Below are 23594 nucleotides of genomic sequence, written 5' to 3'. Positions count from 1 at the left end.
TCTCGAGCCTGCAACGGCTGCTCGGCCGAGGTGGCTCACCGAGGGATGGGTCAGGCCCGAGGTCCGAACGGAGTCAACCGCGCCGCCGCGTGCGAAGCTAGAGCGTGCGCACCTCTTCGTCGATCAGCCCCGTTCGCTACCTGGTGGGGGCGTTCGTCGCAATCATCCTGTTCGCCGGGCTCTACCTCTACTTCGTGCGCACCCTCTCCGGCCAGACCATGGACCAGCTCGCCTTCGACGGCGCGGAGTTCGGACGCCGCAGCGTCACCCCGCTCGCGCAGGAGTTGCTGGATGCCGTTCCGCTGGTCTCCGTCATCGCCGGACTGCTGCTCACCGGGGTCGTGACCGTCGTTCGGCGCAACGGCAGGACCCTGATCGTGGCCTGTGGGGTAGCGCTGGCCGCCGTGTTGAGCACTCAGCTGCTGAAGATCATGCTCCTGACCCGGCCGGACCTCGGGGTGGAGGGCTACGACGGCAACTCGTTCCCCTCGGGACATACAACGGTGGCGGCGGCATCCGCTCTCGCCGTCTTCCTGGTCGCGAGTCCACGTGCCCGCGGCCTCGCCGCCCTCGGCGGTTCCGGCTTCGCCATCCTGGCCGGGGTCGCCACGCTGGCGAACGGCTGGCATCGGCCCAGCGATGTCATCGCGGCTCTGCTCGTCGTGGCGGTCTGGGGTTGCGTGGCCGGTCTGGTGCTGACCCGCGGCCCGTGGTCGATGGGCGGTGCACCGCGCGGCGGGACGAACGCCCGCCCGCCCAGAGTCGACCGCCTGCAGCTGCGCATCCTGATCCCGTTCGCCGCGGTCGCGGTCGCCGCGTTCCTGGTCACGTACTTCCGCGCGTTCGGCGATACCCCGGGAACCCTCATCGCGTACATCGGCGGCGTCACCGCGATCGTTGCCGCGGGGCTCGGGATCGGGCTCACGGGCATCCGTCTGTTCGCCCCGCTGCCCTGATCTGACGGCATTTACGGGGGTGTGCCGGGCCGTGCCCACGTGTAACACTGGGGCTATGCCCGTCACTCTTAGAGCGCTCCAGACCGTGGTCCCCCCGACAGTACTGATCCAGGATCAGGTGCGCGACATCTTCGCCGCCCAGCCGGGACTCAGCCGCCTGGCCCAGCGCCTGGTGACCGCGTCGTTCAACCTGTCCGGGATCGACACCCGGCACACCGTCATTGACGAGCTCACCCTCGACGGGGCGTCGTCCGATCCCCAGTTCTTCGACGCCGCCACGCAGGAGCTGCTCAAGCCGAGCACCCGGGTGCGCAACGAGCTCTACATCGTGGAGGCGACGAAGCTGTTCGTCGAGGCCGGGCGGCGGGCCCTCGAGGCGTGCCCCGGCATCGAGGCCTCGGACATCACGCATGTGGTTACCGTGTCGTGCACCGGGTTCTACGCTCCGGGACCCGACTACATGCTCGTGCGCGAGCTGGGCCTGAACCCCGCGACCCAGCGCTACCACCTCGGCTTCATGGGCTGCTACGCGTCGATGCCCGCCCTGCGCACGGCGAAGCAGTTCGTCGACGCAGACCCGAACGCCGTCGTGCTCGTCGTCAGCGCCGAGCTGTGTTCGCTGCACCTGCGCGCCTCGGACGACCCGGACACGATCGTCGCCTCCTCGCTGTTCTCGGATGGAGCTGCGGCTGGGATCGTCAGCTCCCGCGCCCCCGCGGCGGGCGAGAAGGCCCTCAACCTCGACCTGTTCGAGACCGTGATCACGCCTATCGGCGAGGGGGACATGGCCTGGAAGATCGGCGACGAAGGGTTCGAGATGATCCTCAGCACCTACGTGCCGCACATCATCGACCAGCACATCGAGGGGGCGCTGGCACCCCTCTTCGCGCGGGACGTCGCGCTCAGCGCAGTGTTGGCGCCGGCGCTTGTGCCTTCCAGGGTGCCGTCGCTCCTGCCTGCCGGGGTGCCGGAGGGTGTCTCGGCCGGGTCGGTCGCAACCCTGGTCGCACCGGTTGACGTCGCGCCGGTCACCACACCGGCCACCGCGATCGCGCACTGGGCGATCCACCCGGGCGGGCGCAGCATCCTGGACAAGACCGAGGCGAAGCTCGGGCTGAGCGAGGCGCAGCTCGTGCCCTCGCGGGAGACTCTCCGCACCTACGGCAACATGAGCAGCGCGACGATCCTGTTCGTGCTCAAGGCCATCCTCGACTCCCCGGCCACGGATGACGGCGAGCGGGTCTGCGCGATGGCGTTCGGCCCGGGGCTCACGGTCGAATCCGGGCTGATGACCGTCACCGCCGGGTAGCGGAAGTGGGCATCCCGTCGATGCATTTCCCTTCGCCGCGCCGATCGTCGCGGAGTCGTCCCTTCCTGGGCGTCTCGTCGCTGCGCGTTCCGTCGCTGCGCCGGCGCGCGAGTGACGCCGTCGAGCTCATGGACGACCCCGACTGCGACCCCGACAAACTCGCCAGCACCTACGCGAACTTCCGGTTTGTGAACGCCGTGGTGTCGGGGTGGCGCGGGATGTACCGCCGCGATATCCGGCCATTGCTGTCGAGCACTCGGGAGAGCACCCTGCTCGATGTCGGCTGCGGCGGCGGCGACGTGGCGCGGGCGCTGGCCCGCTGGGCCGCCCGGGACGGCCTGCGCCTGCGCATCACGGCCGTTGACCCGGATGCCCGCGCCCACGCCTACGCGACGAGCCTGCCCCCACTGCCCGGACTGACGTTTCGGCGGGCGCTCAGTTCCGATCTCGTCGCAGAAAGGCGCCGGTTCGACATCGTCGTCTCCAACCATGTGCTGCACCACCTCACCGGCGAACAGCTCGGCGGACTGCTCGCCGACTCGGAACGGCTCGCCGCGCACCGGGTGCTGCACGCCGACATCGAACGCAGCCGGTTCGCGTACCTCGGCTTCGGGCTCGGCACCTGGCCGCTCTTTCGCCGGTCGTTCATCCGCGACGACGGGCTCACCTCCATTCGCCGCAGTTTTACGGCGGCCGAGCTGCGCGAGGTGGTGCCGCCCGGGTGGCAGGTGACGCGGGAACATCCGTCGCGCCTTGTGCTGCGCCGGGTGGTGCCGGCCGGACCGGCGTCTGCCGGGCTCGCGTCGGCTGTGTCGGCGTCTGTGTCGGCTGGGTCGGCGTTGGCTGGGTCGGTTCTTGCTGACACGGTGCCTGCTGGGTCGGTTCTTGCTGAGACGGTGCCTGCGAGCGTGTCCTTTCCGGTCAGGAGTGACCGGCGCAACGGGCACTCTCGACCGGAAAGGGAACCTGAACGCGTGCACGTGCACGAGCGGGGGCAGGCGAACGCCAGCGGGGCACGGGTTCGGGACGTGATCGTGGTCGGCGGGGGACCGGTGGGCATCCTGCTCGCCGGACTGCTGGCGGTGCGCGGTGTCGACGTGGAGGTGATCGAGCAGCGAGGCAAGCCGTCGCTGCGATCCCGGGCCATCGGCATCCACCCGCCGTCGTTGCGGGCACTGGAGCAGCTGGGTGTGGCGGAGGAGGTGCTCGCCCGGGCGGTGCGCATCCGCGGCGGTGTGGTGCGCTCGGACGGGCGCACGCTGGGCCGGCTGGCGTTCACCGAAACCGTCGACCGGATGCAGAGCGTGATCTCTCTGCCGCAGTTCGAGACCGAGGCCGTGCTGCGCGCGCGCTTCGCCGAACTCGCGCCCGGCCGGCTGCGCGGCGGCGTAACGGTGACCGGGGTGTCCGAGCGCGGTGATCGGGTCGCGGTCGAGACGGCTAAGACAGTCGAGACGGCGAAGCCAGGCGGGACGCACGGGACGGTCGAGGGGATCGGGACGAGCGGGACGGGCGAGGGGGGCGTGCCTGCCGGCGAGACTCTCGAGGCTCGCTACGTGGTCGCCGCCGACGGCGCCCGCAGTCTCGTGCGCGACCTACTCGGCATCCGCTGCACCGCGCGCACCGGCGGCGAGACGTATCTGATGAGCGACTACCCCGACACGGGGGAGCATCCCGGGGAGGCCGTGCTCTTCTTCGAGCGGGGTGGTGTGGTCGAGTCGTTCCCGTTGCCGGGAGGCCGACGCCGCTGGGTGGCCATGACCCCGACCCTGCAGACCGATGCGACGTCCGACGACCTGGCTGCGCTCATCCGTGCCCGCACCGGCACGCAGCTGCCTCCGACGACCGCGGCGGCCAGCGCCTTCTCGGTGCAGCAGCGCCTCGCCACGAGACTTGTAGCGGGACGGGTCGTGCTCATCGGCGACGCGGCGCACCAGATCAGCCCGATCGGCGGGCAGGGCATGAACCTCGGGTGGCTCGACGCGCTGCAACTGGCCCCGGCGCTGGAGCGGGCGCTGCGGGATCCGGAGGCCGCTTCAGGCGTGCTCGGGGATTACGACCGCCGCCGCCGGCGCAGCGCTCGGATGGCCGCCCGGCAGGCCGACTTCAACATGGCGATGGGCGGACCCGTGCAGGGGCTTCGCCTGCGCGCGCGGAACGGCCTCGTGCGCGCCCTCGCGGCGCCGCCTGCCAGCGCCGTGCTCGCCCGCGCCTTCACCATGCGCTGGCTGTAGCTCGCCGCCGCCGCCGGCGCGCCCGCTCGACTCGATCGGCCCGGTGCGCTGGGGCTAACTCAGGAGAAACGTGCGGATGGTGTGGCCGACTCGCAGAACTCCGCGCAAACATGCGAAAATCTGCGGGGGCGCGGCCGCCGCTCGCCGGAATCTCCTGAGTTGGCCACGACGTGTGCGCGGCTGATGCTGCTGCTGCTGCTGCTGCTGCTGCTGCTGCTGCTGCCCGATTCGGGGTGCAGGTCGGTCCGTGCGCACAACTCCTCCAATTCGGCGGAGCTGCGGCACGGATGCCCGGGACGCCTGGGCGGTTCCGGGCACGCACCGGAATTGGCAGGAGTTATGCACCGGGGCGACGGATGACCCGGGCCGGCCGGGTGATGCGGGCTGGGCGGGGCTGGCCCGGTCGGGAAGGTCGTTGGGGCTAACTCAGGAGAAACGAGCGCACGGTGCGGCTGGCCCGCAGAATCATGCGGAACTTCGCGGGGCTGGGACCGCTGCTCGTGGAATCTCCTGAGTTAGCCACGGAATGGAAGGCTCAGCTGGATGTGCATGGCGAGCCGGGCCGGCCGACGGGCCGGGCCGCGGCTAGCCGACGCGGGCCGGCGCCGGCGGGGTCCGGAGGCCGCGCACTGCAACGTCGCCGACGACCGCGGGGATGATCGGGGTGGAGGTGACCTGACCGGTGACCGGATCGGGTTCCAGGCCGAGCACGGTGCCGAGCACGGAAACCGCCGCCGCCGCCGACCAGGCCTGCGGGCGGCAGGCGGCCGGGTAGGGAACCGCGGCGGCAACCAGGGAGGACGCGTCGCCCGAGTGCAGTTCCGGCATGCGGTAGTCGAATGATTCGGCCGCCGCGAGCAGCCCCTCGATCAGGATGCCGGCCTCGGCACCGAAACCGGCGCGCCCCAGGCCGGCGATCGCGATCGCGGTGTCGTGGGTCCACACCGAGCCGCCGTGGTAGCTCAGCGGCCAGTAGCCGACGGAGTCCGTCGACATCGTGCGGAGACCGTAGCCGGAGTTCAACTCCGGGGACACGAGCCGGGCGGCCACGAGGGCGGACTCCTCCGCGGAGAGCAGCCCGGTTCCGAGCAGGTGGCCGATGTTGCTGGTCACAGTGTCGACCGGGCGCTTGAAAGCGTCGAGGGCGACGGCCGGGTAGCGGCCGGCGGGCGCGTCGATCCAGAACGAGTCCCGGAACCGGGTCTGGAGCGCGGCCGCCCGGGCGCGCCAGGCGTCGCCGCCGGCCCTGCCGAAGGCGTCGAGCAGTTCGGCGCCGCCGATATAGGCCTCGTAGGCGTAGGCCTGCACCTCGCAGAGGGCAATCGGTCCATCGGCGAGGCTGCCGTCGCGCCACTGGATCGAGTCGCCGGAGTCCTTCCAGCCCTGGTTCGCGAGGCCGTGGCCGGTGATGTCGACGTATTCGAGGAACCCGTCGCCGTCGCTGTCGCCGAAGTCGCGCATCCAGCCGAGGGCCGCTTCGAGGGCAGGCAGCAGAGCCTCGACCTCTTCGGTGGCCAAACCCCAGCGGTAGGCGTCGCGCAGCAGGCAGATCCAGAGCGGGGTGGCGTCGACGGTGCCGTAGTACAGCGGCGGCAGCGACAGGCTCTCGCCGGGCATCGAGTACAGATCGGGGCGCAGTTCGTGCATGATCTTGCCGGGCTGCTCCGCGGTCTCGGTGTCGCTCTTGGTGCCCTGCAGCTGCGCGAGCAGGCGCAGCGTGGAGCCCGCGATCTCGGTGCCGAGCGGCAGCAGGAAGCGCGCCGCCCACAGGGAATCCCGGCCGAACAGGGTGAAGAACCAGGGGGCGCCGGCGGCCAGGAACGGCTCGGCCGAACTCGTCGTGGTGGCCATCCGCAGACCGGTCAGGTCGTCGAGCGCACGCGCCACCCAGCGTCCGAGGCGCGCATCGCCGGAGCGCACCGACACCCCGGACCACTCCGGCAGCCCCGATGCGGCCTGCACCACGGTGGCCGCGTGCGCGATCTCGACGGTCCACTCCACGGTGACGCTGCTTTTCGCGGGCACGGTGACCGACCAGGTGCCGGTGACCTCGGTGTCAGCCTCGGCGGTCGAGCCGGCCAGCACCCCGTCGTCGCTCACCCCGACCAGCGCCGCCACGGTGTCGGTCGACAGACGGATGCCCCCGCTCGCCTCCGTCACAACGACATCCGGTGCCGCGGGCAGGTCCACGCCCCCGAAAGCGTCGCGCTCGGCGGCCCCCGCGAGGCCGGCCTTCACGGTCTGCATATCGGCGAAATCGGGCGTCAGGCGCACGGACACGGTCGTGTCGACAGCCTGCTCGAGTCCCGAGATGATCTCGATCCGTTCGGTCAGGCGCCCCGCGGTGACCGTGCGGGTGACTTCGAGCCGCAGCCGGGGGTCGGCGGTGCGGTCGTCGAGGTGGCGGAGCAGTGACGTGAAGGTGACCTCTCCCGCGCCGCGCTGGGCGTGTCCGATTGCTTCGCCGGTCCGGCCGCCGATCAGCAGGGACCAGCCGGAGAGGATCCGGGTGTCCGCGTGATACAAGCCGTGGATGGGTTTGTCGGTCTGGCCGTCGGACCGCGACCACGCCTGGGTCGGGGCCGCCAGAACGATGGCGGAGTCATGGAGCAGAGGCTGGACGGGGTGAGAGAACATGAGCGAGGTACGACTCCAGAGGGGGTTGTGGTGCGGATCTGCAGAAGGAACAGAAGGAACAGAGGGAACAGAAGTAGAGAAGGAACAAAAGGAACGGAAGTAGAGAAGGAACGGAAGGAAGAGGGTGGAGAGAAGGACTACTCCTTCACCGCCCCATCGGTGGTGTTCATGATGCGTTTCTGGAAGATGAAGAACATTACCGCGACCGGGATGGTCATGATCGCCGCCGCGGCCAGCTTGAGTGGGTATTGCGTGCCCTGGCTGAGCTGCCCGGAGGCCAGTGACGCCACGCCCTTGGTCAGCGTCGTCAGCTCGGGGGACTGCGTGGCCACGATGAAGTGGGACAGCTCGTTCCAGGACCCTTGGAACGACAGGATGATGATGGTCACCAGTGCAGGCCGGGCCATCGGCAGAACGATCGACCAGAACACCCGGAAGGTGCCGGCCCCGTCGATGCGGGCCTGCTCCTCCACACTCGCCGGAATCGACTCGAAGAAGTTCTTCATGATGAAGACGCCCGCGGCATCCGTGAGCAGCGGCACGATCATTGCAACGTAGGTGTCGTAGATGCTGAGCTGGTTGATCACCAGGAACTTCGGGATCAAAAGCACGACCCCGGGCACGCTCATCACGGCGATGAGCAGCGCGAAGATCACGGTGCGGCCCCGGAAGTGCAGCCGCGCGAGGGCGTAACCGGCCAGGGAATTGAAGAAGACGCGGCCGAGGGTGACGAAGACGGTGACGATGGCGGAGTTCTGGAACCAGACCGGGAAGTCCGAGTTGAGGAACAACCTCTCGTACGCGGCCGTGGACCAGGTCTGCGGCAGCAGCGACATGGGATTGCTGGCGGCATCGCCATCCGTTTTGAAGGAGGTGGCGACCTGAATCAGAAACGGGGCGATGTAGATCATCGCGAGCACGATCAGGATCGCGTAAAGCAGCGATCGGCCGGCGATCGCGCGGGTCGGCAACTGTTCCCGGCCCAGGGCGCGCAGGCGTCGGGAGGGAGAGACGGTGCGCTCGCGGGTTCTCACCGTGGTGCTCATTTCGAACCTCCGGATGTCGGAATCGGCAGATACGGACGCATCCGCCGGTTGGAGACCTTGCGTTCGGCCAGCAGAGCGCGCTGGAACAGGGTGAAGGCCACGATGATCACGAACAGGATGAACGCGATCGCGGCGCCCTGGCCCCAGGCCTGGTTGGTGAAGGCGGCCTGATAGGAGAGATAGGCCGGAGTGAGCGTGGTCTTGCCTGGTCCACCCTGCGTGCCGGTATAGATCTGGTCGAAGACCTGCCAGGCACCGATCAGGCCGAGGGTGAGTACGGTGAAGAGGGTCGGTCGCAGCTGGGGCAGGGTGACCCGCCAGAACCGCTGCCAGCCGTTGGCGCCGTCCATCATGGCGGCCTCGACGACGTCGCCGCTGAGGTTCTGCAACGCGGCGATGAACAGCAGCATGAACGTGCCGCTGGTGGTGAACACGGCCATCAGGATGAAGGCGCTCATGGCCACGGATGGCCCGGCGAGCCACTCCCAGAAAGAGATTCCGAGGAACGTGTTGCCGGTGAGCGCGGCCGGGCCGGTCTCGACGCCGAAGGCTCCGAGGATGTTGTGCAACACGCCGCTGGGGTCGTTGAACCAGTTCGGTCCGTTGACGCCGATGAACGCCAGCAGTTTGTTGACGGCGCCGCTGGCGCTGAACAGGAACAGCCAGAGCACCGTGATGGCCACCGAGCTGGTCACCGACGGGAAGTAGAACGCGGTGCGGAAGAAGCCGCGGCCGCGCAGGATCTGCCGGTTGACCAGCACGGCCAGCAGCAGCGACAGCATGGTCTGGGTCGGCACGACCAGGAGGACGTACCAGGCGTTGTTACGCAGCGCCGTGCCGAAGTCCTGTTCGGCCAGGCCGCCGCCGCCGACCAGGGCGGAGTAGTTGTCGAGGCCCACGAACGACACTGTGCCGCTGAAGGGGCTGCCGCGGCCGTTCCAGTCGGAGAAGCTGACCCAGAGGGCCATCAGCACCGGGATGACCAGGAACAAGCCGAGCAGGATGATCATCGGGGCGGTGAAGAGCCACCCCGAGGCGGTCTCGCCGCCCCGGATATTCGAGCGGCGAGCCGTGCGTGCAGGCGTCGACATGGTGGACTACTTCAGCAGTGCTTCGAGGTTCTTCTGCACGGAATCGAGAATCGCTTGCGCGTCCCCGGTCTTCAGCGACTCGAGCTGGGCGTTCAGGTCGCTCGTGACATCCGCGGCGCCCTGCACGTTGGGCACGCCCTTGGCGTAGTCGGCGCCGTCGAGGAAGGCCACCAGGGTGGGGTTGGCGCTCTTCCAGTCTTCGGCGGCCGACTTGATCGAGGGCATCGGGCCGAATTCTTCCGAGAAGGTGAGCTGGGCATTCTTGCTGGTGAGCTGTTCGACGAGCTCGAGCGCGCCGGCCTGGTTGGGGCTGTCGGCGGCGATGCCCCAGCAGTTGGTGAACTGCAGGGTGCCCTGGCCCTCCGGGCCTGCAGGCAGCTCGGCGACCGTGTAGTTGACGTCGGGGAAGTCGCTCTTCATCGCGCCCGTGATCCAGTTGCCCTCGATGGTCATGGCCGAGAGCCGCTTGCCGAACGCCTCGCCACCCCAGCCGGCACCGATTTCGCTGGCGTAGCTCATCACCCCGTCGTTCAGGAGGGTCTGCGCGTATTCGAGGCCCGCGACGTTCTCCGCGCTATTCGCGGTGACCTCGGTGTTGTCTTCGCTCATCAGGCTGCCGCCGGCCTGGGCCATGAACGCGCCCAGACGGGCGTATTCGCCGCCGAGGGCGAGTCCGACCTGGCTGTCGGTCGTGAGCGTCTTACTGACGGCCGCGAGCTCGTCCCAAGTGGTGGGGATGTCGGCATCCGTCAGCCCGGCCTGAGCCCAGAGGTCGTCGTTGATGATCAGACCCAGGGTCGAGAAGTCCTTCGGCGCGCAGTAGAAGTCGCCCTCGTACGTGAAGGAACTGACCAGGCTCGGGTAGAAGTCGTCCTTGTTGGCCAGATCGTCGCCGTAGGCCAGGAGCGAGCCGTTCGAGGCATAGCCGGCGAGCGCATCCGTCGACAGGTAGAAGACGTCGGCGGGCTTCTGTGCCGCGAAGCCCTGGGCGAGCTGCTGGTTGAGGTCGCTGGCGACGCTGACCTTGGCGTCGGTGCCAGAGGTCTCGGACCAGGCGGCCACGGCGGCGTTGACGGAGGCGGTCTCGGCGTCGCCGCTGGAACCGATCAGAATGTTGAGCCCCTGGGTGGAATCGCTCGTGAGCTCTCCGCCCGAATCGGCAGTGTCGCCGCCGAAGCCGGATCCGGAACCGCACGCGCTGAGGGTGAGGGCGCCGGCCACGGCGAGCCCGGTTCCGATCAGCCAGCGGGAGTTGCGTCGTTGCATCTTGTTTCTCCTTGAGTCGCGCATCGATGCGCGTTTGCTTGTGTAAAGGTCACGATAGCTGAATTCATTTGATCGATCAAACTTTTTTTTGATCGATCTAATCACCGTGTTTCCGCGATCCGTCGAGACGCGGTATTCTGTGCAGAACAATATTTGATCGTTCAATTCACGGGGGCAGGCGCGTCCGGCAAGGGCGTGGGGCAGGAGCGGCGATGGGTGGGTTCCCCACGGTGACGGATGTCGCGCTCGCGGCCGGCGTCTCCCGGCAGACCGTCTCGAATGTGATGAATTCGCCCGGCATCGTGCGCACCGACACCCGCCAGCGGGTCGAGGCTGCCATCGCCGAACTCGGGTACCGGCCGCACGCCTCCGCCCGCCGGCTGCGCACGCGGCGCAGCTCGACCATCGGCATCCGGCTGGACCCGATGATCGACGGCATCTCCGGTTCGGTGCTCGACCGGTTTCTGCACGCCGTGACCGAGCAGGCCGACGCCCAGGGGCTGCGGGTGCTGCTGTTCACGGCCACGAGCCCCGAAGACGAGATCATCCAGTTCCGGCGCCTGAACGACGGCGCGGATGTCGATGGTTTCGTGCTCACGTCGACGTTCGCCGGCGACCCACGCACCCGATGGCTGATCGAGAACGGCATCTCCTTCGTCACCTTCGGGCGGCCGTGGGGAGTCGACGATATGAACGACCCGCAGCACCTGTGGGTGGATGTGGATGGCTGGTCCGGCCTGCACGCCACCACGCGGACACAGCAGGAGACCGGAGCCCGGCGCATCGCCTACATCGGCTGGCCCAGCCCGTCGGGCACCGGCGACGACCGCCGACGAGGCTGGTACGACGCGATGATCGAACGCGGCGACGTTTCGGAGCGGGACTTGGCCGTGCTGGAGATCGTCACCACTGACGGCGTCAGCCAGGGCACCGCGGCCATGCAGCAGTTGCGGCAGAACGCCGGCCAGATCGATGCCGTGCTCTGCGCGAGCGACTCGCTCGCCCTCGGGGCGATGATCGCGAACCCCGAGCGTGTGCCGGTCACCGGCTACGACAACACCCCCATCGCCGCCGCGATCGGGCTTTCCAGCGTCGACCAAGCAGTGGACGAGGTGGCCGCCGGAGTGCTCGAACTGCTCACCGGCGAGTTCGGCGGCAAGGTGCACGGAGCCCCCGAGTCGGCCGAACCCCGGCACCGGATGGTCACGCCCCGGCTGGTCGTGCGCGAGTTCGCCGCCATCCCAATGGACGTGCCGCGGTAGCCGCTAGCATGGCGCCATGACTCTCCCCGAGGTTGTCGGACTCCCTGTTTCTATCGGTGTCCCCGTCCCTCTCGCTTTCGCCCTGCCCGACGCGTGGAACCTCGCCGGTCGTACGGCCCTGGTCACCGGGGCCGGCAGTGCCTCCGGGATCGGATTCGCCGCGGCACGGATGCTGGGTGAGCTCGGTGCACACGTCGTGCTCACCGCCACGACCGAACGCGTGCACGAGCGAGCGGCCGAGCTGACGGAACGGGGCATCGCGGCATCCGGCATCGTCTGCACCCTCCACGCCGAGGTCGGCGCGCTGGTGCTCGCCGACTCCCTCGCGACCGCCGGGCTGGCGCCCACGATTCTGGTGAACAACGCGGGCATGGTCGCGGTCGGCGACGCCGAGATGCTGCACGGCGACGTGAGCACCACGTTGCCGGACGAGTGGGACCGCGGCCTCGCGATCAACCTATCGACCGCCTTCCACGCCACGCGCACCGTGATCGGCTTCATGCACGCGGCGGCCTGGGGGCGCATCGTCACAGTGTCCAGCGTGTCAGGGCCGGTGATGGCGTCGCGCGGGGACCTGACGTATGCGGCCGCGAAGGCTGGTCTGGCCGGGCTCACCCGGGCGCTCGCCGTGGATGAGGCCTGGCTCGGCATCACCGCCAACGCGGTCGCACCGGGCTGGATCGAGACCGGGTCGCAGCTGGAGAGCGAGGCAGTCGAGGGCGCGCTCGTGCCCGTCGGGCGCAGCGGCACGGCTGCCGAGGTGGCCTCCGTGATCGCCTGGCTGGCCTCGCCCGGCGCGTCATACGTCACCGGCCAGACGATCGTCGTCGACGGCGGTAACAGCGTGGCGGAGGAGCGCCGGTAGCGGCGGCCGGTCCGGTAGACGGTGCGGCAGCCGGTCCGGCAGCCGGTGCAGTTGAATAGACGGGTGACTTCTGCACTGATCGACCGGCTTCGCGCCGACCTCGCCGCCGCCAACTTCTCGGTCTCGGCCCTCACCGGCCTGTGGGGGATCGAAGCGGATGCCGCGTTGCGCCGCAACCAGCGGGTCCCGGCGTTGCGGGGGCTGGACGGTCTCCGGGAGAGGCTCGGGCACGCCGAACCCTGTGCCACACTGGCTCGCCTGTTCGTGCTCGGCCTGCCCGTCGACCGTGCGGATCTCGATGCCGCCCTCCCCGCGCTGGGTGCCGCCGGGGCCGAGAAGCTCGGCCTCGCGGTATCCGTCGACGCCGGTGTCGACGCCGATGTCCATCCGAGTGTCGGCCCTGTTGCATCCGGTGCATCCGTTGCGGCCGGCACCCTCCGCCCGCTCCTCGAACTGCGGCCCTACAGCTTTGTCGACGCGCATGGCGCCGGAAGCTGGTGGATCGTGTCCGACCCGGGAGAGCTCGCACTCGGCCACCCGCTCGGCGAAAGCCATGTGCTCGGGGTGGGTGGGGCATCCCTCACGTTGACCGGGCTACTGATCCCGACCCCGGTGGCCAGCGCCCTCGACCTGGGCACCGGATGCGGAATCCAGGCCATGCACGCGTCCCGGCACGCCGACCGGGTGGTAGCCACCGACATCTCGGTGCGAGCCCTGGAGCTTGCCGCGCTCAACGCGGAGCTGAACGAGATCGGGAATATCGAGTTTCGCCTCGGGAGCCTGTTCGAACCGGTCGCGGGGGAGCGCTTCGACCACATCATCTCCAACCCTCCGTTCGTGATCACCCCGCGTGTGCCGGGTGTGCCGGCCTACGAATACCGCGACGGCGGCCTGGTCGGCGACGCGCTCGTCGAGGCGGTCGTGCGCGGCGCTGCCGAACATCTCACCCCCGGCGGCGTCGCCCAGCTGCTCGGGAACTGGGAGTACCACGCCGGCCAGGATGCCTTCGAGCGTCTGGCCGCCTGGCTCGCCGCCCCCGTCACTCCTGTCACTCCTGTCACTCCTGTCACTCCTGTCACTCCCGTCGCCCCCGTCGCATCCCCTGCATCGCCAGCTTCCGCCGCGCTGCGCCCTGACGAATTCGACGGAGATTTTGCCCCAAACAGCCCGAATTCGGCGCGTTTGGCCCCTCTGGGAGCAGAATCTCCGTCGAATTCGCACACGCCCGGGGCGGAGGGTGCCGCCGGGGCCGAGGGTGCCGCCGGGGCGGAGGGTGCCGCGGGGGCCGGTGCCGAGGGTGCGCACGGGGGCCAGCAGGAGACCGCGCAGGCCACGGATGCCGCAGCACTCGACGCCTGGATCATCGAACGCGAGGTGCAGGCCCCCACGCTCTACGCCGAGACGTGGATCCGCGACGGCGGCACCCGCTCCGACACCGCCGACTTCGACCGCCTCTACGGGGCCTGGCTCGACGACTTCGCGGCGCGCGGCGTGAGTCAGGTCGGCTTCGGCTACATGCTGCTGCGCCGCCCGGCCGCCGGCACCCCCACCTTCCGTCGGCTCGAACGCCTCCCCGGCACCCTCGGCCACAATCCGGGAGGCATGGGCAGCCATCTTGCCGCTTGCCTCGCCGCCCACGACTGGCACGCGGCAACGGATGACGCCCGCCTCGCCCGCGCGCGGCTCGCCGTCGCATCCGATGTCACCGAGGTACGGCACTACTGGGCCGGCCAGGAGGACCCCACCCTGATGACGCTGCACCAGGGCACCGGCTTCGGCCGGTTGATCGCGCTGGACACCGGCCTCGCCGCCCTGGTCGGCGCCTCTGACGGCGAGCTCGACGTCGGCTCGATCGTCGCTGCGCTGGCCCAACTGCTCGACGTCGATGAGCGCGAGCTCGCCGCGGACCTGCTCCCGCGCGTGCGGGAGCTGCTCGAGGACGGCTTCCTGCAGCATCCGCTCGCCTGACGTGCTGTGTGCTGCCATCGTCTGCTGCCAGCCACGTGCTGTGAGCTGACGCGCTGACGAGGACCCCGCCCGCCACCAACGCACGCTAGACCGCCACCGCGTCACCGGCGAACGCAAACTCGGAGATTTTCGCGAAACGCCGTATTTCAGGGCGCCGGATGCCGCGTGTCGCGACAATCTCCGAAGTAACGTGCGCACACCCCACACCCCACCCCCCCCGACCGGCCACTTCACCCGGCTCTGCGGTAGCTTGGTCGTACTGCCCGGCCCGCTCGGAGAGGAGGACGTCGGCGCCATACCTGGCGCCGACACAGCGATGAAACGACGAACCTTTCTGCTCGGCTCAGTCTCCGGCCTGAGCCTGGTCGCGCTCACCGCGTGCGTGACGCCGACTCCGCGGCCCTCGGCATCCGTCACGCCCAAGTCGACGTCGACACCCTCACTCGTCCCAAAGCCGGCGGCCATGCGCCGCACATCCTGGTCGGCCGACCCGTTCGCCCGCGGCTCCTTCAGTTACCCCGCGGTGGGCGCCACGCCCGAGCAGCGCGCCGCGCTCGGCCAGCCCGTCGACGACCGCCTGTTCTTCGCCGGTGAGGCCACCTCCACCGACGCGCCGGGCACGGTGCAGGGCGCCCGCGATTCAGGGAAGCGCGCCGCCCGCGACGTGCTCGCAGCGGCGAGCCCGGGGGAGCGCATCGCCGTGATCGGCGCCGGAATCGCCGGACTCACCGCGGCCCGAGACCTGCAGGACGCCGGCTTCGACGTGTTCCTGGTCGAGGCCCGCGACCGCATCGGCGGCCGCATCGACACCGTCACCGACAAGGACTGGCCATTCCCGATCGAGCTCGGCGCGGCTTTCGTCCGGCGCACCGGCCAGACCACCCTCGACGAGGACCTCACCGACCGCGGCGTCGCCACGGCCCCCTTCACCGATCCGCCGGAGGCCCGCACCGCGGCCGGCACGGTCGTGGAGGTGCCCGACACCGGCGCGCAGGCGGTCGCCACGGCGCTGGCCTGGGCCGCCGAGCAGCCCACCGACGTGTCCATCGCGCAGTCCCTCGCCGATTCGGGGGCCTCCAAGCTCTCGACGACGGATGCCGACACCGGCGTTTCCGACGCCGACTGGCTCGACTACCAGATCACGGTGGTGCTCGACCCACCGGCAGGGGGCCCCGTTCCGGAGCAGTCCTCCTGGTACTCGGACGCCAACCCTCAGGCCGACCCTGACACCGACCCCGGCGAGGACCGTATCGTGCTGGGCGGCTTCGCCACCCTGCTTACCGACCTCAGCGACGGCATCGACGTGCTCGGGTCGAGCGTGGTCACCAAGATCGCCTACAGCGACGCCGGCACCAGCCTCCGGCTCGGCACCGGCGAGTCGCTCTCCGCCGACCGGGTCGTCGTCACCGTGCCGCTGGGGGTGCTGAAGACCACGGTGATGGAGTTCGACCCGCCGCTGCCCTTCACGCACCGCGGCGCCATCTCGGCCCTGGGCATGGGCACGCTCGACAAGATCTGGCTGCAATTCGACGAGCCGTTCTGGGACACGGATGCCCCGCTCTGGTCCACGGTCGGCGGCGACGACGACTTCCGCGTCTGGATCAACATGGTTCCGCTCACCGGCGAACCGGTGCTGGTGGGCCTGGTTGCGGCGGAGACCGCTCTGCGCCTCGCGGAGGTCGACGACGACGAGTTCCTCGCCGCCGCCCTGAGCAGCCTCGAGCCGTTCTACTCGGCCGTGCCGACCGACAACCCGACCCCGGAGTAGGTCCGCACCACGCCGCTCCCCGAATCCCGGGCCGGAGCCTCGCGATTGTCAACCCGTCTTAATTCTGAGATTCGTGGTGTACTCACCTGCCAACGTCCAGTTGATGAATTCTGGCTCCCATTCGGGGCACGTTCTCATGCAGTCGCAGCCCGTCGTGGTGCAGCGCCCAGAGGTCCAGTCGTTACCCTGACTGGCCTTGCCGACGGATTCCTGACGGTGGATGCCTCCGTTCCAGGCCGGGCTCGTTCCGCCGGCCATCCCAGTGCGGTCGTCACCGGGATGCACCACCCCCGCTGGCGACTGCTCCACTTTTCTGCTTGACCGTGCGATTGCTGTGCTCCCCATGGATATCCTCCTCGACATCGACCGCGAATCCGTCGTCCTTCTGGACGTCGACCCTGACCTGCCCTGTGAAGGCACTCACCACATTCGTGGCCTGAGCGGGCACCAACCCACCGCCCCCGGCGCCTACCTGGCGGTCTCGCAGTGCTGCGGCCCCAAGGTCGTGCAGTGCACACACTCGGGTCCTCGCGATGCGGGCATCCGGGGTGCTCTACTGCGGCGCCTGCCGGGGCGAGCACCTGACCAGCGAATACACCTTCACGCCGCTGTAGGTTCGCGCCCCTGCGCCCGCGGGGGCAGCCGCGACGTGGCCGTGAGTACGGCGGCGATCGCGGTGAAGAGCAGCAGCGCGACCAGGCAGTAGATCACGGTCTCGAGCGGGCCGCGCACCTGCACCGGGTCGAGGAAGAAATACGGGTACCACCCCACGATCGACCCGCGGATGAGCGTGAACACTCCCCAGATCGAGGGCACCACGAGAACCCAGACCAGGATTTTCCAGGGCAGGCGGGCCTTGCCGGCATCCGTCAGCCAGTCAAGGAGTGCGATCGTGGGAATCCAGAAGTGCAGCAACTGGCTCGACCAGGGCACCTCGATCGTGTAGTCCAGCGAGGAGGACTGGATGACGATGGACAGGAATACGATCCCGGAGACGGTGATGTAGGTCGTCACAAGCAACCGGAACCAGCTCAGCCAGGGTGGGTCGCTCGTGTGCCGAAATGCGACGAATGCGGCGGCGGCAAAGGCGACGATCGCGGCCATGCCGCTCTGCACGGTGAAATAGCTGAAGTAGTTGTAGATCTGAAACGTGGCGAAACCGAGCACGTAATCGAAGTAGCCGGCGAGGGCCACCACGCCCAGGCCGGCGAGGAGCAGGCGGCCGATGCCGAACCCGCGGCGCACGGTGTGCACGGGGGGCGTCCGAGAGGTTCGGGCGAGGGCCCGGCGTACGGGTGCCGCAGTGAGTGCGCGCACGCCCGATTTCGTCGCCGCCGAGTGAACGCGCTTCGGGGGGTCCGTCCGAGCGGGATCGGCAGCTCGCGCGCACATGCTCCCACGCTACGCCAGCCGGTCGGGTGCCCGCTGACCTCGGTATCAACCGGATGCCGCCGCTCAGCCGGCCGTTCCGCTCAGAAGCCGATCCGGAACCCGGTCTCGCCGAGCGGCGGAATCGTGGTGACCTCGACCGTCTCGACCCGGGCCGACGGCGGGCCGTGCTGCAGCCACGAGAGCATCACCCAGATTGTTGCCGCGTCGCCCTCCAGCTCGACCTCCACCGCGCCGTCCCCGCGGTTGCGCACATGCCCCGCGAGCCCGAGTCGGCGCGCCTCGGTCTGGGTGTGGTAGCGGAACCCGACTCCCTGCACCACCCCGCGCACGACAACCTGTTTGCGAACCATGCTTCCATTGTGCCCCGCCGCAGGCGAGCCCGCATCCATCGCCCACCCGGCCCGTTCACCAACCCGCGCTGTGGCTGACTCAGGAGATCCAGCGCGGGCATCCGTCGTGCACCGAAAATCCCACGGAAACACGCGGATGCCCCTAACCGGCCCGAGCATTCTCCTGAGTTAGCCACGCGGGGTGGGGGTTAGCCATGCGCGGTGGGGGAGACGCGCAGGCGGAGTGCTCCGGCCAGCCCGAAGCCAGATGCTGCCGCCATGGCCCTGCGCCGCCAACCCCCGATTCAGGCGGAGTCACGCCAGACGATCGGAGTCTCGAGCAGGATGCCCTCGGCCGGCTGCTCCTCGCCGCGCAACTGGCCCAGCACGCACTCGGCCGCCCGCTCACCGAGGCCGAAGGCGGGCTGGTGCACGGTGGACAGGTGCGGCTGGGTGCGCAGCGCCCAGGAGCTGTCGTCGAAGCCGACGATGCCGACGTCTCCGGGAATGGTGCGCCCGGCATGGCGCAGAGCCTCCATGGCGCCGGCCGCGACCGCGTCGGAGGCGGCGAACACGCCGTCGATCAGCGGGTCACGCTCGAGCAGCGCACGCATGCCGAGGGCCCCGTCGGTGAAGGTGTACAGCGGAACGCGGGCCACGAGAGCCGGGTCGAAGCGGTCGCCGAGGGCATCCGTGAAGCCGGCCAGACGGTCGGCGCCGGAGTCGCGGTCGAGCGCGGCGGCAATCATGCCGATGCGCGTGCGGCCGGTCTGCATGAGGCGTTCGGTGATGGCGCGCGCCGACGCCCGGTTGTCGATGCCTACGAAGGGAAGCTGGCGCAGGTCGGGCGGATGTCCCACGAAGGCGGCCGGAAGGCGCAGCTTCTCGATCACCCGGGTGATCGGGTCTTCCTGGCGAGCGGAGACGATGACGACCCCGTCGACGAAACCGCCGCTGAGGTAGCGGGCGACGCGCTCGGTGTCGCGCTGGGAGTCGATGACCAGGCTGACCATCTGGTAGTCGGCGCGGGAGAGCACGGTGTTGGCGCCGAGTAGGATTCCGCCGATGTTGGGGTCGTCCAGGAACAGGGAGTGCGGCTCGTGCACGATGAAACCGACGGCCTCCGAGCGCTGCATGACCAGGCTTCGGGCGGCGTTGTTCGGCACATAGCCGACCTTCTCGATGGCCGCCTCGATGGCGATGCGGGCCGACGCCGAGACGTAGGGCTCGTCGTTCACGACCCGGCTGACCGTGCCGCGGGAGACTCCGGCTTCCACGGCGACGTCGTGGATCGTCGCGCGTTTGCGTCGAGACGGGATTGTCACCATTTGATAACTGTAACGCTCCCGCACGCACTCCGCGCTTGACACGACCGCCGGGAGATACATACTCTGTGTACGTTCACAGAAAACCCAACGGCGCGTTGTGCTCCCGACTCTGTGCACGTTCACAGAACAGTTAGCACAGAGTCGTCACCACGGTGTCGTCACCACGGTGTCGTCACCACGAAGTGCACGCCACAGTCAGGGAGCACATGAACTCGCGAGCAGCCACTTCGAACGGTGCGGCCCCGGCCCACCCGTTCGTGCACGAGGGCATCGCCTACGGCTGTGACTACAACCCGGAGCAGTGGGGTCCCGAGACCTGGGCCGAGGACGTGCGCCTCATGCGCGAGGCCGGCGTCGACCTGGTGGCCATCAACATTTTCGGCTGGTCCCACCTCGAGCCGCGTGCGGGCGAGTACGACTTCGATACCCTCGACACGATCATCGAGCTGCTCCACGCCAACGGGATCCGGGTCAACCTCGGCACCGGCACCTCGTCGCCGCCGCCGTGGCTGACCACACTTCACCCCGAGATCCTTCCGGTCGTCGACGACGGCACGACCCGTTTCCCCGGCGGTCGCCAGGCCTGGTGCCCGAGCTCGGCCGTGTTCCGTGAGCACGCGCTGGCCCTGGTCGAAAAGGTCGCCGAGCGGTACGGCCACCACCCGGCCATCGCCCTCTGGCACGTGTCCAACGAACTGGGCTGCCACAACGCGCTCTGTTACTGCGACGACACCGCCGCCGCGTTCCGTCTCTGGCTTCAGGCGCGTTACGGCACCATCGATGCTCTCAACGCAGCCTGGGGTACCTCCTTCTGGAGCCAGCGGTACGGCCAGTGGGCCGAGATCCTCACCCCGCGGCTCACGCTGTCCAGCCACAACCCCGGCCAGGTGCTCGACTTCCACCGGTTCAGCTCCGCCGAACTGCTCGACTACTATCGCCGCGAGAGCGCGGTGCTGCGCCGCCACTCGAACGTGGCCGTGACCACCAACTTCATGGTCACCGCGCACATCCGCAACCTCGACTACTGGTCCTGGGCCGGCGACATGGACATCGTCGCCAACGACCACTACCTCGACCACCGCCTCGCCGACCCGGCCACCGAGCTCGCCTTCGCCGCGGACCTCACCCGCGGGCTCGCCCAGGGTGAGCCCTGGCTCCTGATGGAACAGGCCGCCGGTGCCGTCAACTGGCAGCCGCACAACCTGGCCAAGGCGCCCGGCGAAATGACCCGCAACTCCCTCGCCCACGTCGCCCGCGGTGCGGACGGCGTCTGCTTCTTCCAGTGGCGCGCCTCCCCGCAGGGGTCGGAGAAATTCCACTCCGCCCTGGTGCCCCACGCCGGCACCGACACCGTGCTCTGGCGCGAGGTCGTGGCCCTGGGCGCAACCCTGGATCGTCTTGCCGAGGTCACCGGCAGCCGGGTCGTCGCGGATGCCGCGATCATCTTCAGCTGGGAATCCTGGTGGGCAGGCGACGGCGAATCCCGTCCGTCCCACGCGGTGCGCTACCTCGACCAGGTGCACGCCGCCTACGCGGCCCTGCACGAACTCGGCGTCACGGTCGACATCGTCTCCCCGGATGCCGACCTCTCGGGCTACCGCCTCATCGTCGTCCCGTGCCTCTACCTGGTCTCGGACGCGCAGGCCGAGAATCTCAACGCCTACGTCGCCGCCGGCGGCCACGCCCTGATCACCTTCTTCAGCGGCATCGTCGACGAAGACGACCGGGTGCGCACCGGCGGTTACCCCGGCGCGTTCCGCGAGATCCTCGGCATCACGGTGGAGGAGTTCTCTCCGCTGCTGCCCGGCCACGTTCTCGCTCTCGACACCGGCGCCGCCGCGAGCCTGTGGAGCGAACGCCTGCGCGTCGACACCGCCGAGGTGGTCGCGAGCTACATCGACGGGCCGCTGCCCGGCATCCCCGCCATCACCCGCAACCGGCACGGAGGCGGCACCGCCTGGTACGTCGCCACCGCGCTGGAGGCCGGCGCCCTGCGGGACGTCCTGCGCAGGATCGCCCAAGAGGCCCGGGTCACCGCGGTCGGCCCGGAGCGCACCGGAGCCATCGAGGTCGTGCGCCGCGTGAGCTCCACCCACAGCTATCTGTTCATCATCAACCACGGTTCGGGCGACGTCGAGCTTCCGGCCGCCGGCCACGAGCTCGTCACCGACGAACCCGTCGGTCGAATCGTGCGCGTGCCGGCCGGAGCCGTCCGCGTGATTAGAGAGGACCCCTCATCATGAGCGCACCTGCCGTTCCCCTGACGGATGCCCCGGGCAGCGCTGCCCGAAAGAGGCCCCGCGCCGCCAAGCCAGCCAAGGCCCCCGGAGCGAAGCCCCGCGTGCAGCACACGGGCGCGATCCTCGCCTTCGTGCTGCCGTTCGGCACCCTGTTCGCCCTGTTCTACCTCGTCCCGATCGGCTACGCGATCTACCAGTCACTGCTCGTGATCGAGCGCGAGGGCACCTTCGGCCAGGCCACCGAGGTCTTCGGCGGACTGACCCAGTACATCCTGGTGTTCCAGAATGGGCCGTTCTGGGAGTCGATCACCCGGGTGCTCGCCTTCGGCGCCGTGCAGGTGCCGATCATGCTCGGTCTCGCGCTGCTGTTCGCCCTGTTGCTGGACTCGCCGCTCGTGCGCGGCAAGAAATTCTTCCGGCTGGCGTTCTTCGTCCCGTACGCGGTCCCCGGCGTCATCGCCGCGATCATGTGGGGCTACCTCTACTCACCCAATCTGTCGCCGTTTCGCGCCGTCACCGAGAACATCAACTTCCTCTCGGCCGACCTCGTGCTCTGGGCCATCGCCAACGTCGTCACCTGGGTGTTCGTGGGGTATAACATGCTCATCATCTACTCCGCGCTGCTGGCGATCCCGACCGAACTCTACGAGGCCGCCCGCCTCGACGGCGCCGGCCAGCTGCGCATCGCCTGGTCGGTCAAGATTCCGCTGATCATGCCGGCGATCATCCTGACCGCCATTTTCTCGATCATCGGTACCCTGCAGCTGCTCGCCGAACCGCAGGTCTTCCGCAGCTTCAGCTCGGCCGTGACCAGCACGTTCACCCCGAACCTGACGGTGTACTCCACCTCGTCGATCCCGAACTTCAACCTGGCCGCCGCGTTCTCCGTTGTGCTGGCCCTGGCCACGTTCATCCTCTCCTTCACGTTCCTGAAGTTCACGCAGCGTAAGGAAGCCAAGTGAGCACCCTGACCCCCACCACCCCCGCCAAGCCGGCTCGCGGCATCCGTTCAACCGAGGCGAAGGCACCGCGCGCCCAGCGCGAGAGCCCGTTCGCCCGGGTCAGCGCCATGGTCGTCATGGGCGTCTTCACGATCTACTTCCTGGTGCCGATCTGGTGGCTGCTGGTCGCGGCCTCGAAGAACCGATCCCAGTTCAACAGCACGAACCCGCTCTGGTTCGCCGACTTCTCCCTGTTCGAGAACATCGGAAACCTGGTGGCCTACCGCGACGGCGTCTACCTCAAGTGGATGCTCAACAGCGCGCTGTACGCCGGTGGCGGTGCCCTCGTGGGCACGATCATCGCCGGAATGTGCGGGTACGCACTGGCCAAGTACAACTTCCCGGGACGCGAACTGATCTTCAACGTCGTGCTCGGCGGGGTGCTCGTACCCGCCACGGCGCTGGCGCTGCCGCTGTTCCTGATCTTCAGCCAGATCAGCCTGACCAACACGTTCTGGTCGGTGTTCCTGCCCAGCCTGGTCAGCCCGTTCGGGGTCTACCTCTCCCGCATCTACGCGTCGGCCAGCGTTCCCGACGAACTGATCGAGGCCGCCCGCCTCGACGGCGCCGGCGAACTGCGCACCTTCTTCACGGTCTCGGTGCGGATGATGGTGCCGGCCCTGGTCACCGTCTTCCTCTTCCAGTTCGTCGCCATCTGGAACAACTTCTTCCTGCCGCTGATCATGCTGCGCGACGAGACCCTGTTTCCGGTCACGCTCGGCCTCTACGCCTGGAACTCGCAGGTCAACCAGATCCCCGTGCTGCGCGATTACGTTCTGATCGGCGCCCTGCTGTCGATCATCCCGCTGATCATTATCTTCCTGCTGCTCCAGCGCTTCTGGCGAAACGGCCTCAGCGCCGGTTCGGTGAAGTAGCCGGCCTCACCCCCTAGCTGCACCACC

17 protein-coding genes are annotated in these 23594 nt (G+C 69.0%); 10 read left to right on the top strand and 7 right to left on the bottom strand.

Annotation, left to right across the window (positions count from 1 at the left end; genetic code table 11):
* Positions 1-104 precede the first annotated feature (104 nt).
* The 3 genes from E3T40_RS01510 to E3T40_RS16820 are packed head-to-tail and all read left to right on the top strand — an operon-like array spanning position 105 to position 4499.
* Positions 105-956, top strand: a complete 852-nt coding sequence (locus E3T40_RS01510) for a phosphatase PAP2 family protein (protein ID WP_104171520.1) — start codon at positions 105-107, stop codon at positions 954-956.
* Positions 957-1011: 55 nt separating this feature from the next.
* On the top strand, positions 1012-2265 hold the full coding sequence (locus E3T40_RS01505) for a type III polyketide synthase (RefSeq protein ID WP_233193928.1): 1254 nt from the start codon (positions 1012-1014) through the stop codon (positions 2263-2265).
* Between the two features lie 20 nt (positions 2266-2285).
* A complete protein-coding gene (locus E3T40_RS16820) occupies positions 2286-4499 on the top strand; it encodes an FAD-dependent monooxygenase (protein WP_241981632.1) in 2214 nt (737 codons plus the stop codon).
* Positions 4500-5084: 585 nt separating this feature from the next.
* On the opposite strand, the gene E3T40_RS01490 is transcribed toward E3T40_RS16820, so the two are convergent.
* The 4 genes from E3T40_RS01490 to E3T40_RS01475 form a co-directional block, all read right to left on the bottom strand.
* Positions 5085-7136 (bottom strand): glycogen debranching N-terminal domain-containing protein, encoded by a 2052-nt coding sequence (locus E3T40_RS01490; RefSeq protein ID WP_134542481.1) that lies wholly within the window; start codon positions 7134-7136, stop codon positions 5085-5087.
* 137 nt (positions 7137-7273) lie between these two features.
* A complete protein-coding gene (locus E3T40_RS01485; protein WP_134542480.1) occupies positions 7274-8182 on the bottom strand; it encodes a carbohydrate ABC transporter permease in 909 nt (302 codons plus the stop codon).
* Positions 8179-9273, bottom strand: coding sequence for a carbohydrate ABC transporter permease (locus tag E3T40_RS01480; protein WP_134542479.1), 1095 nt, complete (start codon positions 9271-9273; stop codon positions 8179-8181). Before E3T40_RS01480 ends, E3T40_RS01485 begins: the two co-directional genes overlap by 4 nt.
* A gap of 6 nt (positions 9274-9279) precedes the next feature.
* Positions 9280-10539, bottom strand: a complete 1260-nt coding sequence (locus E3T40_RS01475; RefSeq protein ID WP_134542478.1) for an extracellular solute-binding protein — start codon at positions 10537-10539, stop codon at positions 9280-9282.
* 212 nt (positions 10540-10751) lie between these two features.
* On the opposite strand from E3T40_RS01475, the gene E3T40_RS01470 reads away from it, so the two are divergent.
* The 4 genes from E3T40_RS01470 (at position 10752) to E3T40_RS01455 (ending at position 16402) form a co-directional block, all read left to right on the top strand.
* Entirely contained in the window at positions 10752-11801 is a 1050-nt protein-coding gene (locus E3T40_RS01470) for a LacI family DNA-binding transcriptional regulator (RefSeq protein WP_104171515.1), read from the top strand.
* Positions 11802-11817: 16 nt separating this feature from the next.
* On the top strand, positions 11818-12666 hold the full coding sequence (locus E3T40_RS01465; RefSeq protein ID WP_104171514.1) for an SDR family NAD(P)-dependent oxidoreductase: 849 nt from the start codon (positions 11818-11820) through the stop codon (positions 12664-12666).
* Positions 12667-12729: 63 nt separating this feature from the next.
* Positions 12730-14634 (top strand): methyltransferase, encoded by a 1905-nt coding sequence (locus E3T40_RS16815; protein ID WP_241981631.1) that lies wholly within the window; start codon positions 12730-12732, stop codon positions 14632-14634.
* A 316-nt stretch (positions 14635-14950) separates the two neighbouring features.
* A complete protein-coding gene (locus tag E3T40_RS01455; protein WP_134542477.1) occupies positions 14951-16402 on the top strand; it encodes an NAD(P)/FAD-dependent oxidoreductase in 1452 nt (483 codons plus the stop codon).
* Positions 16403-17002: 600 nt separating this feature from the next.
* Here E3T40_RS01455 and E3T40_RS01450 read toward each other — a convergent pair.
* The 3 genes from E3T40_RS01450 to E3T40_RS01440 form a co-directional block, all read right to left on the bottom strand.
* Complete coding sequence (locus E3T40_RS01450) at positions 17003-17719, bottom strand: Pr6Pr family membrane protein (protein ID WP_134542476.1); 717 nt, start codon at positions 17717-17719, stop codon at positions 17003-17005.
* 155 nt (positions 17720-17874) lie between these two features.
* Positions 17875-18144 (bottom strand): acylphosphatase, encoded by a 270-nt coding sequence (locus E3T40_RS01445; RefSeq protein WP_134542475.1) that lies wholly within the window; start codon positions 18142-18144, stop codon positions 17875-17877.
* 284 nt (positions 18145-18428) lie between these two features.
* Complete coding sequence (locus E3T40_RS01440; RefSeq protein WP_104193831.1) at positions 18429-19451, bottom strand: LacI family DNA-binding transcriptional regulator; 1023 nt, start codon at positions 19449-19451, stop codon at positions 18429-18431.
* A gap of 206 nt (positions 19452-19657) precedes the next feature.
* Between E3T40_RS01440 and E3T40_RS01435 the strand changes: the two genes are divergently transcribed.
* Genes E3T40_RS01435 through E3T40_RS01425 form a run of 3 tightly spaced genes read left to right on the top strand, consistent with a single transcriptional unit; the run spans position 19658 to position 23567 of the window.
* Positions 19658-21694, top strand: a complete 2037-nt coding sequence (locus E3T40_RS01435) for a beta-galactosidase (RefSeq protein ID WP_134542474.1) — start codon at positions 19658-19660, stop codon at positions 21692-21694.
* Positions 21691-22653, top strand: coding sequence for a carbohydrate ABC transporter permease (locus E3T40_RS01430; RefSeq protein WP_104171508.1), 963 nt, complete (start codon positions 21691-21693; stop codon positions 22651-22653). The genes E3T40_RS01435 and E3T40_RS01430 overlap by 4 nt, the downstream gene beginning before the upstream one ends.
* Entirely contained in the window at positions 22650-23567 is a 918-nt protein-coding gene (locus E3T40_RS01425) for a carbohydrate ABC transporter permease (RefSeq protein ID WP_369827914.1), read from the top strand. Before E3T40_RS01430 ends, E3T40_RS01425 begins: the two co-directional genes overlap by 4 nt.
* Positions 23568-23594 lie beyond the last annotated feature (27 nt).

Source organism: Cryobacterium sp. TMT1-19, assembly GCF_004403055.1.
GTDB lineage: Bacteria > Actinomycetota > Actinomycetes > Actinomycetales > Microbacteriaceae > Cryobacterium > Cryobacterium sandaracinum.
This window is presented reverse-complemented; position numbering and strand designations above follow the sequence as displayed.

Coding starts and splice junctions, on each gene's coding strand:
- E3T40_RS01455 (WP_134542477.1), top strand. CDS start 14,951: ATGAAACGACGAACCTTTCTGCTCGGCTCAGTCTCCGGCCTGAGCCTG.
- E3T40_RS01505 (WP_233193928.1), top strand. CDS start 1,012: ATGCCCGTCACTCTTAGAGCGCTCCAGACCGTGGTCCCCCCGACAGTA.
- E3T40_RS01465 (WP_104171514.1), top strand. CDS start 11,818: ATGACTCTCCCCGAGGTTGTCGGACTCCCTGTTTCTATCGGTGTCCCC.
- E3T40_RS01430 (WP_104171508.1), top strand. CDS start 21,691: ATGAGCGCACCTGCCGTTCCCCTGACGGATGCCCCGGGCAGCGCTGCC.
- E3T40_RS01445 (WP_134542475.1), bottom strand. CDS start 18,144: ATGGTTCGCAAACAGGTTGTCGTGCGCGGGGTGGTGCAGGGAGTCGGG.
- E3T40_RS01490 (WP_134542481.1), bottom strand. CDS start 7,136: ATGTTCTCTCACCCCGTCCAGCCTCTGCTCCATGACTCCGCCATCGTT.
- E3T40_RS16820 (WP_241981632.1), top strand. CDS start 2,286: ATGCATTTCCCTTCGCCGCGCCGATCGTCGCGGAGTCGTCCCTTCCTG.
- E3T40_RS01440 (WP_104193831.1), bottom strand. CDS start 19,451: ATGGTGACAATCCCGTCTCGACGCAAACGCGCGACGATCCACGACGTC.
- E3T40_RS01485 (WP_134542480.1), bottom strand. CDS start 8,182: ATGAGCACCACGGTGAGAACCCGCGAGCGCACCGTCTCTCCCTCCCGA.
- E3T40_RS01435 (WP_134542474.1), top strand. CDS start 19,658: ATGAACTCGCGAGCAGCCACTTCGAACGGTGCGGCCCCGGCCCACCCG.
- E3T40_RS01480 (WP_134542479.1), bottom strand. CDS start 9,273: ATGTCGACGCCTGCACGCACGGCTCGCCGCTCGAATATCCGGGGCGGC.
- E3T40_RS01475 (WP_134542478.1), bottom strand. CDS start 10,539: ATGCAACGACGCAACTCCCGCTGGCTGATCGGAACCGGGCTCGCCGTG.
- E3T40_RS01470 (WP_104171515.1), top strand. CDS start 10,752: ATGGGTGGGTTCCCCACGGTGACGGATGTCGCGCTCGCGGCCGGCGTC.